This window comes from Congregibacter sp., from assembly GCF_965660375.1.
Classification (GTDB): domain Bacteria; phylum Pseudomonadota; class Gammaproteobacteria; order Pseudomonadales; family Halieaceae; genus Congregibacter.
This window is the reverse complement of sequence record NZ_CBFHZO010000030.1, coordinates 1-15,297: the sequence shown is the minus strand read 5'-3', so window position 1 is coordinate 15,297 and position 15,297 is coordinate 1. Positions and strand designations below refer to the sequence as shown.

The following is a 15,297-nucleotide window of genomic DNA, read 5'->3' as shown; positions in this document are numbered from 1 at the left end:
CCTGCATTCTAGCAGCGCAACGCACTCTGTCGTGCCGTCTGGTCAGCTCGTCTGCGATCGCTGACAATAGCACCATCGGAAAGTTGGAAAGTTTCTATGCATATATTGATGGCCCAGATAAACACCCAGGTGGGTGACTTTACGGGCAATACCGATAAGGTTGTTGAGGTCGCCCAGCAAGCCTGCACGCAACAGGCGTCGCCGGTGATAGTGTTTCCCGAGCTAACGCTGTCGGGCTATCCACCGGAAGATCTTTTGCTCAGGCCGGCTCTTTGCAAGCGGGTAAATTATGCCATTGAACGCCTCTGCCGCGAGTTGCCTGCCGAGGCGTGGGTGATTTTGGGATATCCCGTTCGCCGTGCAGGCCTGCTTTACAACTGCGCAGGGGTTTTTAACGGCGGAGAGCTCAAGACTGAGTATTGGAAGAATGAGCTGCCCAATTACCAGGTGTTTGACGAGAAACGCTATTTCACCGCGGGCAGCGAGCCCTGCGTTCTTGAGATTCAGGGAACCCAGGTCGGCCTGAGTATCTGTGAGGACATCTGGGTGCCGGGACCCAGTGCGGCAGCGGCGTCCGCCGGAGCGGAACTGCTCATCAATCTGAATGCGTCTCCCTTTCACAAGGGCAAGCAGCAGCAGAGGCTCGACCTCCTCGCTACGCGCTGTCGGGATAATGGATTGGCTGCCGTGTATGTGAATCAGGTCGGAGGGCAGGACGAACTGGTCTTTGATGGGGGGTCTTTCGCCATGACTAGCCAAGGTAAGCTCGCGGCGCAGAGCTCTCGCTTTGAAACAGCCTTGAACTGGTGCGAATTCACAGCAGATGCGTCAAGCCCGAGTTTTCGAGAGGGAGTGATTACCAGGCCTCTCGACGAGCTGGCTGCGGTTTGGCAGGCGCTGGTCCTGGGTATGCGCGATTACGTCAATAAAAATGGTTTCCCCGGCGTAGTGCTCGGGCTCTCCGGGGGCGTTGATTCGGCCCTCACCCTGGCGGTGGCTGTGGATGCTCTGGGCGCGGAGCGGGTTGAGGCAGTAATGATGCCTTTTCGCTATACCTCGGATATCAGCATTAGCGACGCGGCGGAGCAGAGTGCGACCCTGGGTGTGCGTCATAGCGTGATATCCATAGAGCCGATTTACGAAAGCTTTCTGGCTGCCCTTAAGGATGAGTTTGCGGGCCTGGACGCTGACACCACCGAGGAGAACCTGCAGGCCCGCTGCCGTGGAGTCCTCCTCATGTCCATTTCCAATAAAAAGCGTTCTCTGGTGCTGACCACGGGCAACAAAAGTGAGTTGGCTGTCGGTTACTCCACGCTCTATGGCGATATGGCAGGGGGCTTTGATGTTTTGAAGGATGTGCCCAAGACGCTGGTTTACGCCCTCTGTCGCTACAGGAATAGCCTGGGCCCGTGCATTCCCGAGCGGGTTATCGAGCGACCACCCTCGGCAGAACTTGCTCCCGACCAGAAAGATGAAGACAGTCTGCCTCCCTACGATGTGCTGGACAGGATCCTGGAGCTATACGTTGAGCAGGATTTCAGTGCGGAGGCGATTATCGCGGAGGGTATTGCCCGGGCGGACGTAGAGCGTGCCGTCAGGCTGGTGGATCTGAATGAGTACAAACGCCGTCAGGCGCCTGTCGGCGTGCGCATTACCCAGAGAGGATTCGGGCGGGATCGCCGTTACCCCATTACCTCTGCCTGGCGTATGGGGGAGTGAAGTTGTTTAGCTGATGCCTTTGCGGCTGTCGAACTGAGGCGGCTTTGGCGGGTCAAACAGACCAAAGCTCATCTTGTTAATCAGTGAGCGCTGCAGACCATCTTGAGTGTAGACCGTATCGAACTCGCCATCTTTGTTTAACGCGGGGTGGTCCGGAAAATTCAAGACCAAGGTGTCAATGGCATTTTGAGCAAGATCGTCCATACCAAGCAGTAGGTAGCCCTGGGCCATTACGGCGAGACCGTCGCCCACGGCCGGGGTGCGTTGGAAATTCTCCACAACATAGCGACCGCGATTTGCCGCCGCCATGTAGGCGCCTCGACGGAAGTAATAATTTGCCACATGTATTTCGTTGCGCGCCAGCAGGTTCCGCAGGTAAACCATCCGCGACTTCGCATCTGCAGCATAGGGACTGTTGGGGAACCGGGTGACAAGTTGGGAAAACTCCGCAAAAGCCTCTTTGGCAAAGCTGGTGTCGCGGAGGGTTTGGTCCGTCGGTGTAAAGCGAGATAGAAAATCCTGGCTGGCAGTAGCGGTCGCCAGGCCCTTCATATAGTAGGCATAGTCGACATTCGGATGCTGGGGGTGGAGGCGGATAAAGCGATCGGCTGCCTCAATGGCTGCTTCCGGTGAATAGGCTCCGTAGTGCGCGTAAATGAGCTCCAACTGTGCCTGCTCCGCATATTTTCCAAAGGGATAGCGGGACTCCAGAGCCTGTAGGGCTCGAATGGAGAGATCAAAATTCCGTGCGTTCAGATAGCGCTGGGCTTCATCATATATCTGCTGTTCTCCGCTGTCGGCGGAGAATTCCTCGTCGTCGTTGCTCGCGCAACCCCCGAGCAATAAAAGCGCGGAAAGGAAGCTGGCAAGGATGGGCCATTGTCGGGCCCGAGAGTCGCGGTTGCTAATAAGGCTCATGCTAAAATCGATGAAATGAAGAGGGGCGCTATTTAAGCACAGCCAGGGGAGTCCATAAACCATAGAACCGTCCATAGAAGCGCGTCAGATTACGCGGAGTGCAATTGCCGGAGAGGACCTGGTAGGAGTACGCCTGGATCAGGCTGCGGCGCAGTTGTTTCCCGAATTTTCCCGCGCCCGGCTGCAGAGCTGGATTCGCAGCGGTGAGCTTCTTCTGGATGGCAGTAGGGGGCGTCCGCGCGACGCCATCCGTGGCGGCGAGGTGCTCAGCCTAAACGCCGAGCTGGAGAGCGAGGTGTCCTGGACGGCGGAAGCGCTGCCGCTGGAGATTGTCTACGAGGATGAGGAGCTTCTGGTTATCGACAAACCAGCGGGCCTCGTGGTGCATCCGGGGGCAGGTAATCACCACGGCACGCTGGTCAATGCCCTGTTGAATCACCGTCCGGATCTTGAGGCTATTCCCCGGGGGGGCATCGTGCATCGCCTGGATAAGGAAACCAGTGGTCTGTTGGTGGTCGCTGGAACTTTAAATGCCCATCGCAGCCTCGTCGCCCAGTTGCAAAAGAAGGATGTGCAGCGGGAGTACTTCGCTATTGTTCGCGGTGTGCCCAGCGGAGGAGGCCGCGTAGAAGCAGCTATTGGCCGCCACCCCCGACAGCGAACTCGCATGGCGGTGGTCGCGAACGGGGGTAAGCCCGCCGTAACCCACTACCGTATTGCTCAGCGTTTTGCCCAGTACACCGCGCTGGAGGTGCAGCTCGAGACCGGGCGGACCCATCAGATACGGGTGCATATGGCCCACCGCGGCTATCCCCTATTGGGAGACCCTGTTTACGGTGGGCGTTTGCAGCTACCACGGGGTGCCAGCGAGAGGCTGACGGCGGCCCTGCGTGGCTTTCGCCGTCAGGCACTGCATGCGCAACGCTTGAGTTTTGTGCATCCCGGCTCCGGCGACCACTGCAGTTTTGAATCGCCCCTCGCTGACGATCTTCAGGAGTTACTTAAGGTGCTGGCGGAAGAGAACCCGGGGCAGGGTAGTCAGGCTCCGGGGTTGCCATGAGTGTCGTGAAAGTCAGCCCCCGGGGCTGGCCTGGCAATGTTCGCATCTTCTACACCACGCGCACCGGGGGGCATAGCGAGGCACCTTTTCACGGATTTAATCTGGGGTTGCACGTCGGGGATGACTTGGGGGCGGTGAAGAAAAATCGTGCGGACCTTTTGGCGCAGCTACCGGCAGCGACAGAAATTGCCTGGTTGGAGCAGGTACACGGCACTCAGGTGGTACAGGCCTGTGACAGTCTGCAGACGCCCGCTCGTGCCGATGCCTCCTGGACCGGCGATGCCCGCGTTGCCTGCGCCGTCATGGTGGCCGATTGCCTGCCTGTGCTCCTGAGTAATCTCTCTGGCACCGTCGTCGCCGCGGTGCATGCCGGATGGCGGGGACTGGCTGCGGGAGTTCTTGAGTCAGCAGTGTCGGCCCTTAATGTCGCTCCCCGGGAACTCTGTGCCTGGCTGGGCCCCGCAATTGGCCGGGAGGCTTTTGAAGTGGGTGCAGAAGTGCGATCGACCTTTCTAAGGCAGGACGACAGCGATGGCTGCGCTGCCTGTTTTCGTGCTTCCCCGACGCGCGCCGGTCACTATCTCGCCGACTTGAGCGCCCTCGCGACCTTGCGGCTGGATGGCCTGGGTCTGCGCAAGGTGGAGGGCATTGGCCTCTGTACTGCAGGCGATGCCGGCCGATTTTTTTCCTACCGTAGAGATGACATAACCGGTCGCATGGCCTGTCTTATCCTTCGCGAGTACTGATTGCTAGCCCTTGAAATCAGCCCTTAAACCCCAATATCTATGGGGGTATAGGAGATCACGGTGAACGCTGTGTTGGCCCACGGTGATCCTTGAATTGCTGTGGAGGTAAACAGTTATGAGAATGGATAAATTAACGAATTCCCTGCAAAACGCCCTGGCGGATGCCCAGTCCCTGGCGGTGGGTCGGGATCACAACCAGATTGACTCGGCGCACCTGTTGCAGACATTGATCAATCAACAGGATGGTTCAGCGAGACCGTTGTTGCAACGCGCGGGCGCAAACATTGATGCGCTGCAGCAGGCGCTTCGATCGCTTATCGACGGGATGCCCGTGGTGAAAAACTCCACGGGCGAGGTTCACGTATCGCCAAATTTGAGCAAGGTACTGAACCTTAGCGATAAAAAGGCTCAACAGGGTGGCGATAGCTTTATCTCCAGTGAACTGGTGCTTCAGGCTCTGCTCGAGGCCGGGGGAGCTTTAGCAAAGGTACTCACCGACAGTGGCGTCACTAAAGACGGTCTCGATGCTGCGGTGGAAGCGGTCCGCGGCGGCGCATCGGTGGACAGTGCGGATGCCGAAGAGACACGTCAGGCGCTCGAAAAATACACCATTGATCTTACCGAGCGCGCCCGGGACGGCAAGCTTGATCCGGTGATTGGCAGAGACGATGAGATTCGGCGTACCGTGCAAGTGCTTCAGCGTCGTACCAAGAATAATCCGGTGCTTATCGGTGAGCCGGGTGTCGGTAAAACCGCGATTATCGAGGGGCTTGCTCAGCGCGTCATTAACGGCGAGGTGCCCGAGGGCCTGCGGGACAAGCGTATTCTCTCTCTGGATCTCGGCGCATTGCTGGCCGGGACGAAATTCCGCGGCGAGTTTGAGGAGCGTTTGAAGGCATTGCTCAACGAGCTGTCCAAGGAAGAAGGCCGGGTGATCCTCTTTATCGATGAAATTCATACCATGGTCGGTGCCGGTAAGGCCGAGGGCTCCATGGACGCGGGCAACATGCTTAAGCCTGCGTTGGCCAGAGGAGAGCTTCACTGTGTGGGAGCCACAACCCTCAATGAGTATCGCCAATATGTGGAGAAAGATGCGGCGCTAGAGCGTCGTTTTCAGAAGGTGTTGGTGGATGAGCCCAGCGAAGAGGACACTATTGCGATTCTGCGGGGCCTGAAAGAGCGCTACGAGGTGCACCACGGCGTAGATATTACCGATTCGGCGATCATTGCCGCTGCTCAGCTCTCTCAGCGCTACATCACTGATCGACAGCTCCCCGACAAGGCCATTGACCTTGTTGATGAGGCGGCAAGCCGTATCCGTATGGAAATCGACTCCAAGCCCGAGGCTCTCGATCGTCTGGAACGACGGTTGATTCAGCTGAAGATCGAGCGCGAAGCGGTTCGTAAAGATGAAGATGAGTCAGCGACCAAGCAGCTGGCGCTCCTCGATGAGCAGATCACGGCAATTGAGAAAGAGTTCGCGGATCTTGAGGAGATCTGGAAGGCAGAGAAAGCCTCCTTGCAGGGAGCCGCCTCGGTAAAAAGCGATATTGAGCAGTTAAAGCTTGATCTCGAGACCGCCCGACGTGCGGGGGATCTCACCCGTATGTCAGAACTGCAATACGGCAAATTGCCCGAGCTGGAGAAACAGCTTGCCCAGGCGCAGGCGGCGGAGAACGTGGAGCGAACGCTGCTGCGCAATAAGGTGACCGACGAAGAAGTGGCCGAAGTGGTTTCCCGGTGGACCGGGATCCCGATCTCCAAAATGCTTGAGGGCGATCGTGACAAGCTCCTGCGTATGGAAGACGCACTTCATGACCGCGTTGTGGGGCAGGATGAGGCCGTAGTGGCCGTTGCCAATGCGGTGAGACGCTCGCGTGCGGGGCTTTCAGATCCCAATCGTCCCAATGGGTCTTTCCTGTTTTTAGGGCCCACTGGGGTGGGTAAGACCGAGCTGTGCAAGGCCTTGGCGGATTTTCTCTTTGACAGTGAGCAGGCGATGGTGCGCATCGACATGTCTGAGTTCATGGAGAAACACTCCGTCGCCAGGCTCATTGGCGCGCCTCCGGGATATGTGGGCTACGAAGAAGGGGGGTATCTCACCGAGGCAGTGCGCCGCCGGCCTTATTCGCTGCTACTGCTGGATGAGGTTGAGAAGGCTCACCCTGATGTTTTTAACATCCTTCTTCAGGTGCTCGATGACGGGCGTCTTACGGATGGTCAGGGCAGGACGGTGGACTTTCGCAATACAGTGATTGTGATGACATCAAACCTGGGTTCAGATTTGATTCAGGAGCTTGCCGGCGATGAAAACTACGATGCGATGAAGTCTGCGGTGATGGGTGTTGTATCGCAGCACTTTCGTCCGGAGTTCATCAACCGCGTGGACGAAACCGTGGTTTTCCATCCGCTGCTGCAGGAGCAGATTCGAGGTATTGCCACGATCCAGTTGGCGGGCCTGCGAGCGCGGCTTGCCGAGCGAGAGATGGAGCTCGACATCACGGACGCCTTTATGGATCAGTTGGTAGAAGGTGGTTTCGATCCGGTATACGGGGCGCGGCCCCTTAAGCGGGCTATCCAGCAACAGCTGGAGAACCCGTTGGCCCAGAAACTTCTTGCCGGTGATTTTTCCCCGGGACAGCGGATCACCGCCGATTGGGATGACGCGGGACCGAGGTTCAGTACAGCGTAGGGGGGCGCCTTGGCTCAGTCAGCGCCTTAAGCGGCGTTTGGGAACCGTTGCGTGCCTGAGAAGCTTTAGGCGCAGTGCACTCTGATAGTGTCCCGCGCCTTCTGCCGCTGAGTTTCTTTCTCTTCTTCGGAGATAAATCGCAGTTCGCCAGTTGCTTTATCCCGGATACGGATTCTTGCGGCTGTGTTCAGGGTTTCGAGATTGGCTTTGGCGCGGGCGCAGCTCTCGGGGTTTTTGGTCACAACCTCAATCTCTTCCTGCCTGGGGTCGACCTGGGTGAACTCATTGCCAGGTCTGGGGGTAACCTCTTTAGGTACAGCCCCCTCGCCAGGCTTAACACGGCGTATTAGCGAGGAGCGTTGAGAAACGACTTCGTATTCAATTTGTTCCGAGGCAGGGGGGCGGTCACTGACCACGAGTTTTCCCTGCTCATCTTTCCAGCGATAGTAGGTGTCGGCTGACGAAGCTTCGGGCACGATGAGTGTCATGGAAAGAGCGCAGATGAGCGCAGCCATCAGCCCCCTAGATGCAGCCATGAGCCCCCTAAACAAGGTGGCATTGTCCGAACAGTCCGAAGAGACGGCTATGTATGGTTCTGGATTGTTCACGGGACACTCCGCTTTGTTGTCATGGGAACCATACCCAAGCAGGTCCCCGGGTGCAATTCACTCGTGGGATCAATAGTGCACGCTGTGATAGTACAAAAAGTTGTAATTGCTACCGTTGACATCGGTCCCTACCCTCACCAAACTTGCGCCGTCGTAATTATGGTAACGGCAACGCGGAGTACCCTCCGCCCCTGGCCCCCTTTTCGGTGCGATTATCCGAATCGGCTGTGATTATGTCCCGTCGGCTGTGCTTTGCGACCTATTGCGTGAAGTTCGGCAGTCCACACTGCGTTACCGCGCAGGGCGACAGCGACACGGGGTTTCTTCGTGCTTGTTCTCCCTCTGTTTTTGTGCGGTTGACCGGATGTGTCGGCGGCATAGGCGTGCCCACTCTTTGAGGGGTGCGAAAAACTGTTTGTCGTCGGCGAGGGTAAGCGCAGGCGCGAGCGGGAGTCACAATTGTGAACGCAGAGTTAGAAGTACCCACCAGCCCCCAGGAGAGTGTTGAGATGCTCTCCGGTGGCGAGATGATTGCACGGGCGCTGGAAGATGAGGGCGTCGAGTTTATTTTCGGGTATCCGGGTGGAGCAGTGCTTCACATTTACGATGCCCTGTTTAAAGCAGCGAGCGTACCTCACGTGCTGGTCCGTCATGAGCAGGCGGCTACCCATGCCGCTGATGGCTATGCGCGAGCCACGGGCAAGCCGGGCGTGGTGCTGGTGACCTCAGGTCCGGGCGCAACCAATGCGGTGACCGGTATCGCGACCGCTTACATGGATTCTATACCCATGGTGGTGCTGTCGGGTCAGGTGCAAAGTCATCTCATTGGCGAGGATGCTTTCCAGGAAACCGATATGCTGGGCATTTCCCGGCCTATCGTGAAGCACAGCTTTCAGGTACGTCACGCGAGCCAGCTGCCGGGCGTCATCAAGAAGGCATTCCATATTGCGGGTAGTGGACGCCCCGGTCCGGTGGTCATTGATATTCCCAAGGACATTACCCGTCCCGACGAACGCTTTCCCTACGAGTATCCCGAGAGCGTCAAGCTGCGTTCCTATTCTCCCGCCGTGCGCGGACACAGCGGACAAATACGTAAGGCGGCAAAGCTCCTATTGTCGGCAAAGCGCCCGGTTATCTACTCCGGTGGCGGCGTTATCCTCGGTGAGGGCAGTGATCTGCTCACGGAGCTGGCGCAGCATCTGAATTTCCCGGTGACTAACACCCTCATGGGATTAGGTGCCTATCCGGGCTCTGATCGCCAGTTCCTGGGTATGTTGGGTATGCACGGACTGTATGAAGCCAATATGGCAATGCATCACGCGGACGTGATTTTGGCGGTAGGCGCGCGCTTCGATGACCGGGTGACCAACACGGTGAGCAAGTTCTGTCCCGGTGCCAAGATTATCCATATCGATGTGGATCCCGCCGCTATCTCCAAGACTGTGACCGCAGACATTCCCATCGTAGGGCCTGTGCGCGCGGTACTCACAGATTTGATCGAGGCGATTCGCAGTACGCAGAACAACGAGGACTCGCAGCTTGAGCCTGTATCCCTGGACTCCTGGTGGTCGCAGATCGAAGAATGGCGTGCCAGCCATGGTTTGTGGACCGGCAGGCGTTTTGGTGAAAGCGACTACATCAAACCCCAGGAGGTTATCCAGAGTCTGTACCGCATAACGGAGGGCGATGCTTTTGTGACCTCAGATGTGGGGCAGCATCAGATGTTTGCGGCGCAGTATTACCGCTTTAACAAGCCTAGGCGCTGGATAAATTCGGGAGGACTGGGAACCATGGGCTTTGGGTTGCCCTCGGCCATGGGTGTGAAGCTGGCGTTTCCCGAAGACGACGTGGCCTGTGTCACCGGCGAAGGCAGCATTCAGATGAACATCCAGGAACTCTCCACCTGTCTGCAGTACAACACGCCGGTGAAGATTATCAATTTGCGCAACAACTACCTGGGCATGGTCAAGCAGTGGCAGGACATGCAGTACGAAGGGCGCTATGCCATGAGTACCTACGAGGATTCCCTGCCCGATTTCATGAAGTTAACGGAGTCCTACGGTCATGTGGGAATAACCGTGCGCGATAAGGACGAGCTGGACGAGAAGATGGCGGAAGCCTTTGCGCTTAAGGATCGTCTCGTATTCCTGGATGTGTATGTGGATCCCATGGAACACGTGTATCCGATGCATGTGGCGCCCAATGGCTCCATGAAGGACATGTGGCTTAGCAAGAACGAGAGGAGCTGACATGCGTCGCATTATTTCTATATTGATGGAAAACGAACCCGGGGCATTGTCGCGGGTGGTGGGGCTTTTTTCTCAGCGGGGTTACAACATCGAAACACTGAATGTGGCCGCGACCGAAGATGCGACGCTGTCGCGCTTGACACTCACAACCTTTGGCGACGACCGTCACATCGAGCAGATCACCAAGCACCTCAATCGTCTTGTGGATGTGGTGAAGCTGGTGGACCTTACCGAGGGTGCTCACGTGGAGCGGGATTTGATGCTGATCAAAGTGCGGGCGGACTCCACGCAGCGCGAGGAGATCAAGCGAACTACGGACATTTTCCGGGGTCAGATCGTGGATGTAGGGCCGCGGGTTTATACGATCCAACTGGCAGGCACCACCGACAAGCTTGATTCCTTTGTCTCTGCGATTCCGGAGGCCGATATTCTGGAGGTTGTGCGTTCGGGGGTTGCGGGTATTTCCCGGGGGGAGAAAGTGCTGCGACCCTAGGGTCGCAGCACTTTGTCAGCTTTTCTAAGCATCTTTACAGGATGCTCTTCATCGCGGTCATGTGGCCGCGAAGCATCGTGCCAACGGTTTCTACAGGGTGGGAGCGGATTGCTTCGTTGACGCGGATGAGTTCCTGGTTGTCCACGGTGTTGTCGTCACCGAGACCGTTGCCGATGACGTCGGTTTCAATGTCCTTCATAAAGTCCGCCAGCAGTGGCCGGCAGGCATGGTCAAACAGATAGCAGCCGTACTCGGCGGTGTCTGAGATAACCACGTTCATCTCGTAGAGCTTTTTGCGAGCAATGGTGTTTGCAATGAGCGGGGTCTCGTGAAGAGACTCGTAATACGCCGATTCGTCGATGATCCCCGCTGCCACCATGGTTTCAAAGGCTAGCTCAACACCCGCCTTGACCATGGCGACCATAAGGATGCCGTGGTCGTAGAACTCCTGCTCGCCGATCTCCTGACTGGTGCCCTCGGATTTTTCAAAAGCGGTTTCGGCCGTCGCCGCGCGCCATTTGAGAAGGTTCGCATCGTCGTTGGCCCAGTCTTCCATCATGGTGCGAGAGAACTCGCCCGTCATGATGTCGTCCTGATGCTTCTCGTAAAGCGAGCGCATAATCTTCTTGAGCTCCTCAGCCAAATAAAAGGCGCGTAGTTTCGCGGGATTGCTCAAGCGGTCCATCATATTGGTGATGCCGCCGTGTTTGAGGCCTTCGGTCACCGTCTCCCAGCCGTATTGGATGAGCTTGGAGGCATAGCTGGCATCGAGGCCTTTCTCCACCATTTTATCGAAGCATAGTATGGAGCCGGTCTGGAGCATGCCGCAGAGGATGGTTTGCTCTCCCATGAGGTCTGACTTCACCTCAGCAATAAATGAGCTTTGCAAAACCCCCGCGCGGTGACCGCCGGTACCCACGGCATAAGCTTTTGCGATTTCCATGCCGTCACCGTTCGGATCATTCTCGGTGTGCACTGCAATCAATGTGGGAACGCCAAAGCCGCGCTTGTATTCTTCGCGAACTTCGGTGCCCGGGCACTTGGGTGCCACCATAATCACCGTCAGGTCATCCCGGATCTGCATGCCTTCTTCAACGATGTTGAAACCGTGAGAGTAAGAAAGGCAGGCGCCTTGCTTCATCATGGGCATGACCGCTGAGACCACGGAGCTGTGCTGCTTGTCGGGGGTTAGGTTGAGCACGACGTCTGCTGTGGGTATGAGGTTTTCATAGGTGCCCACGGTGAAACCGTTATCCGTGGCGTTTTGCCAGGAAGGGCGTTTTTCATTAATCGCCGATTCCCGTAGCGCGTAGCTTACATCCAGTCCGCTATCGCGGAGATTGAGTCCCTGATTGAGCCCCTGAGCGCCGCAGCCGACGATGACCAGTTTCTTGCCCTTCAGTTTTTCGACCCCATCCGCGAACTCACTGGCGTCCATAAAGCGGCATTTGCCCAGCTGCTCCAGTTGGAGGCGTAAAGGAAGGGTGTTGAAGTAGTTTTGTCCCATGATGAGGATCCTTGGTGATAGAAAGCGCGCAAGTCTAAGGGAATAAGCAAATTGCGTAAAACGCTATATAATGAAAACTGTTTTGCGATAAACGCTACTTATGGATCTAAAATCCCTGCAAATATTCCTGTCGGTCAACAGCAGCCTCAGTTTTACCCGGACGGCATCCGAGCAGCACCTTAGCGTGTCAGCGGTGAGCCGGTGTATTCAGCGTTTGGAGGAGGAGCTTGGCGAAGGTCTGTTTGACCGAAACCGCCGCGGCATGACGGCAACCAGCGCCGCCCGGCGGCTGCAGGTGGTGGCTGAGCGTATGCTCTCTGATTGGCGTTCCTTGCAAGAGTTCCTGGGCGATGACGGGAGTTTGCAAGGCGAGCTGCGGATTTTCTGCTCGGTGACAGCAACGCATCGGCTCCTATCACCGTTACTGGCGGCTTATCGGGAGGCGTTCCCGCGCGTACAGATCTTGTTGCAAACCGGTGATCAGGCCGACGGATTTGAACGGGTGCGACGGGGCAGCTCTGATGTTGCAGTGGTCGCCCGACCGGAAGGTCTCAGTGAGAACTTTGCCTTCGCTCCTCTCGCAAGCACGCCAATGTGTCTTTGCATGCCTCTCGTGGATTGCGCGTTGCGCGACTCCCTGCACGGGCAAAGGGGGAAAGCACTTTGGAACCTCCTTCGAGATGTGCCCTGGGTGTTACCTGCAAGGGGCGTAAGCAAGGAACTTATTGACCAATGGCTGCGAGGGCGTTTTTCAGGGCAGCCAGCGGTCTATGCCCGGGTGGCAGGCCACGAAGCAATTGTCGCTATGGTCTCCCTGGGGCTGGGCGTTGCTGTACTGCCTCGCCTGGTGGTGGATGCAAGCGGCCTGGAAGAAAATCTGCACGTTATGGACCTGGGCCACGAGCTGCCGGAGTTTGAGATCGGTTTGTGCGCCCGGCAACCGCGCCTGATGGACCCAGTGATACAAGGGCTGTGGAAAGTCGCTCAGGGGCTGGAGGACTAATCTGATAGAATCGTAAGACAACAACGGGATGAGCTTGTGGCTGATCAAGATTCAAAAAATAAGATTGCCGATGTCCCTGCCTCGAATGAGGCCGGTCAAGGTGAGCCAGTGTCCGGGGAGGAGGTCTATAACGGTAAAGGGGCTGCGGGTCCCGCGAGCCTGTTGCCGGAGAGTCTCGGTGAGGCCGCCAGTTCCATCGAAAATCTCATTGAAGATCACGAGGAAGAAGTCTCCGAAAACGGACGTACCGTCAAGCGTCGGGGCGTGTATCTCTTACCCAATCTTTTCACCACTGGTGCGCTGTTCTGCGGTTTTTACGCTGTGGTTGCGGCCATGCGAGGGGATTACGAGACTGCGCCTATCGCTATTTTGTTTGCGCTGGTGTTCGATGGGCTGGACGGCCGCGTTGCCCGCCTGACTAACACCAGCAGCAAGTTCGGCGCCGAGTACGACAGTCTCGCAGACATGGTGTCCTTCGGTGTTGCGCCTGCGTTAGTGATGTTTAGCTGGGCTTTAGGAGATTTAGGTAAAGTCGGTTGGAGTGCTGCCTTTGTTTATGTGGCCTGCGCTGCTTTGCGTTTGGCGCGTTTCAATACCCAGGTAGGCGTGGGCGACCCTAATTTCTTTATGGGGCTGGCGAGTCCAGCGGCGGCCTGCATCATGGCCTGCACAGTCTGGGTCTCCCAGGACCAGGGTTGGGTGGGTGGCGCGCTGCCTGGGGAGCTGGCAGTGCTGGTCGCTGTATTAACCACTACGGTAGCGATATTGATGGTGGTCAACGTGCCTTACCACAGCTTCAAGGGGTTTGACCTCCATGGGCGGGTGCCTTTCGTGGCTATTCTGGCTGTAGTCCTCGTGTTTGGACTGGTCACTGTGGACCCTGCGAAGATTCTACTTCTGGCATCACTCACCTACGCGCTATCCGGGCCTGTTGAGCAGCTTCGCCGCTGGCAAAAATAGCGGTTTTTCAGCGCCTCCCGGCGCGCTTAAAACTTTTTTAATAAAAAGGCTTGTGCGACCTCCTTGCATGCGTATAATGCGCGCCTCCGCCAGCCTGAGGGTTGTCGGAAAACACTAACTCCAAGCGATTTAGTGGGTATTTAACAAGTAGATGAAGACAGAAGTGTGGGCACTTGTTGGGATAGTTGTTTAACGACTATTCAGACACAACAAGTGACTCATCAATTCAAAGTCATTGGATCTCTTTGGAGATTTAGTGGCGCAGTAATTTTTGATTTCGAATTGTGTCTGAGCCGAGATTTGTTGGTGAGCGCGGGTAACTGTGAAAACCAACCCTCCTATCGAGAGATGGAGGTAAAAGATTAAACTGAAGAGTTTGATCATGGCTCAGATTGAACGCTGGCGGCAGGCCTAACACATGCAAGTCGAGCGCGAAAGTACTTCGGTATGAGTAGAGCGGCGGACGGGTGAGTAACGCGTAGGAATCTATCCAGTAGTGGGGGACAACTCGGGGAAACTCGAGCTAATACCGCATACGTCCTAAGGGAGAAAGCGGGGGATCTTCGGACCTCGCGCTATTGGAGGAGCCTGCGTTGGATTAGCTAGTTGGTGGGGTAAAGGCCCACCAAGGCGACGATCCATAGCTGGTCTGAGAGGATGATCAGCCACACCGGGACTGAGACACGGCCCGGACTCCTACGGGAGGCAGCAGTGGGGAATATTGCGCAATGGGCGACAGCCTGACGCAGCCATGCCGCGTGTGTGAAGAAGGCCTTCGGGTTGTAAAGCACTTTCAATTGGGAAGAAAGGTTAAGTACTAATACTGCTTAGCTGTGACATTACCTTTAGAAGAAGCACCGGCTAACTCCGTGCCAGCAGCCGCGGTAATACGGAGGGTGCGAGCGTTAATCGGAATTACTGGGCGTAAAGCGCGCGTAGGCGGTTTGTTAAGTCGGATGTGAAAGCCCCGGGCTCAACCTGGGAACTGCATCCGATACTGGTCGACTAGAGTGCGAGAGAGGGAGGTAGAATTCCACGTGTAGCGGTGAAATGCGTAGATATGTGGAGGAACACCCGTGGCGAAGGCGACTGCCTGGCCCAATACTGACGCTGAGGTGCGAAAGCGTGGGGAGCGAACAGGATTAGATACCCTGGTAGTCCACGCCGTAAACGATGTCTACTAGCCGTTGGGGAACTTGAGTCCTTAGTGGCGCAGCTAACGCACTAAGTAGACCGCCTGGGGAGTACGGCCGCAAGGTTAAAACTCAAATGAATTGACGGGGGCCCGCACAAGCGGTGGAGCATGTGGTTTAATTCGATGCAACGCGAAGAACCTTACCAG

11 protein-coding genes and 1 rRNA gene are annotated in these 15,297 nt (G+C 56.6%); 9 read left to right on the top strand and 3 right to left on the bottom strand.

Annotation, left to right across the window (positions count from 1 at the left end; translation table 11 throughout):
• Positions 1–96 precede the first annotated feature (96 nt).
• Positions 97–1,719: an NAD+ synthase gene (locus ACTG3T_RS02495; RefSeq protein ID WP_439100685.1), complete on the top strand. Its 1,623-nt coding sequence runs from the start codon at positions 97–99 to the stop codon at positions 1,717–1,719.
• Between the two features lie 6 nt (positions 1,720–1,725).
• On the opposite strand, the gene ACTG3T_RS02490 is transcribed toward ACTG3T_RS02495, so the two are convergent.
• A complete protein-coding gene (locus ACTG3T_RS02490; protein ID WP_439100684.1) occupies positions 1,726–2,637 on the bottom strand; it encodes an outer membrane protein assembly factor BamD in 912 nt (303 codons plus the stop codon).
• An 88-nt stretch (positions 2,638–2,725) separates the two neighbouring features.
• On the opposite strand from ACTG3T_RS02490, the gene rluD reads away from it, so the two are divergent.
• The 3 genes from rluD to clpB all read left to right on the top strand — a co-directional run bounded on the left by rluD (position 2,726) and on the right by clpB (position 7,135).
• Positions 2,726–3,697: a 23S rRNA pseudouridine(1911/1915/1917) synthase RluD gene (gene rluD / locus ACTG3T_RS02485; RefSeq protein WP_439100714.1), complete on the top strand. Its 972-nt coding sequence runs from the start codon at positions 2,726–2,728 to the stop codon at positions 3,695–3,697.
• Complete coding sequence (gene pgeF, locus ACTG3T_RS02480) at positions 3,694–4,443, top strand: peptidoglycan editing factor PgeF (RefSeq protein WP_439100683.1); 750 nt, start codon at positions 3,694–3,696, stop codon at positions 4,441–4,443. Before rluD ends, pgeF begins: the two co-directional genes overlap by 4 nt.
• Before the next feature lie 115 nt (positions 4,444–4,558).
• On the top strand, positions 4,559–7,135 hold the full coding sequence (clpB, locus tag ACTG3T_RS02475; RefSeq protein WP_439100682.1) for an ATP-dependent chaperone ClpB: 2,577 nt from the start codon (positions 4,559–4,561) through the stop codon (positions 7,133–7,135).
• Positions 7,136–7,200: 65 nt separating this feature from the next.
• Here clpB and ACTG3T_RS02470 read toward each other — a convergent pair whose 3' ends face one another.
• Positions 7,201–7,743, bottom strand: coding sequence for a DUF4124 domain-containing protein (locus ACTG3T_RS02470; protein ID WP_439100681.1), 543 nt, complete (start codon positions 7,741–7,743; stop codon positions 7,201–7,203).
• Positions 7,744–8,252: 509 nt separating this feature from the next.
• Between ACTG3T_RS02470 and ACTG3T_RS02465 the strand changes: the two genes are divergently transcribed.
• Complete coding sequence (locus ACTG3T_RS02465) at positions 8,253–9,992, top strand: acetolactate synthase 3 large subunit (RefSeq protein WP_439100713.1); 1,740 nt, start codon at positions 8,253–8,255, stop codon at positions 9,990–9,992.
• Position 9,993: 1 nt separating this feature from the next.
• Positions 9,994–10,485 (top strand): acetolactate synthase small subunit, encoded by a 492-nt coding sequence (gene ilvN / locus ACTG3T_RS02460; RefSeq protein WP_439100680.1) that lies wholly within the window; start codon positions 9,994–9,996, stop codon positions 10,483–10,485.
• A gap of 34 nt (positions 10,486–10,519) precedes the next feature.
• Here the strand turns inward: ilvN and ilvC are convergent, their stop codons facing one another.
• Positions 10,520–11,992, bottom strand: a complete 1,473-nt coding sequence (gene ilvC, locus ACTG3T_RS02455; RefSeq protein ID WP_439100679.1) for a ketol-acid reductoisomerase — start codon at positions 11,990–11,992, stop codon at positions 10,520–10,522.
• 100 nt (positions 11,993–12,092) lie between these two features.
• Between ilvC and ilvY the strand changes: the two genes are divergently transcribed.
• The 3 genes from ilvY to ACTG3T_RS02440 all read left to right on the top strand — a co-directional run.
• Positions 12,093–12,995, top strand: coding sequence for an HTH-type transcriptional activator IlvY (gene ilvY / locus ACTG3T_RS02450; RefSeq protein ID WP_439100678.1), 903 nt, complete (start codon positions 12,093–12,095; stop codon positions 12,993–12,995).
• A 36-nt stretch (positions 12,996–13,031) separates the two neighbouring features.
• Positions 13,032–13,955 (top strand): CDP-diacylglycerol--serine O-phosphatidyltransferase, encoded by a 924-nt coding sequence (pssA, locus tag ACTG3T_RS02445; protein ID WP_439100677.1) that lies wholly within the window; start codon positions 13,032–13,034, stop codon positions 13,953–13,955.
• A 364-nt stretch (positions 13,956–14,319) separates the two neighbouring features.
• Positions 14,320–15,297: ribosomal RNA gene (locus tag ACTG3T_RS02440) — 16S ribosomal RNA — on the top strand; the annotation flags it as partial.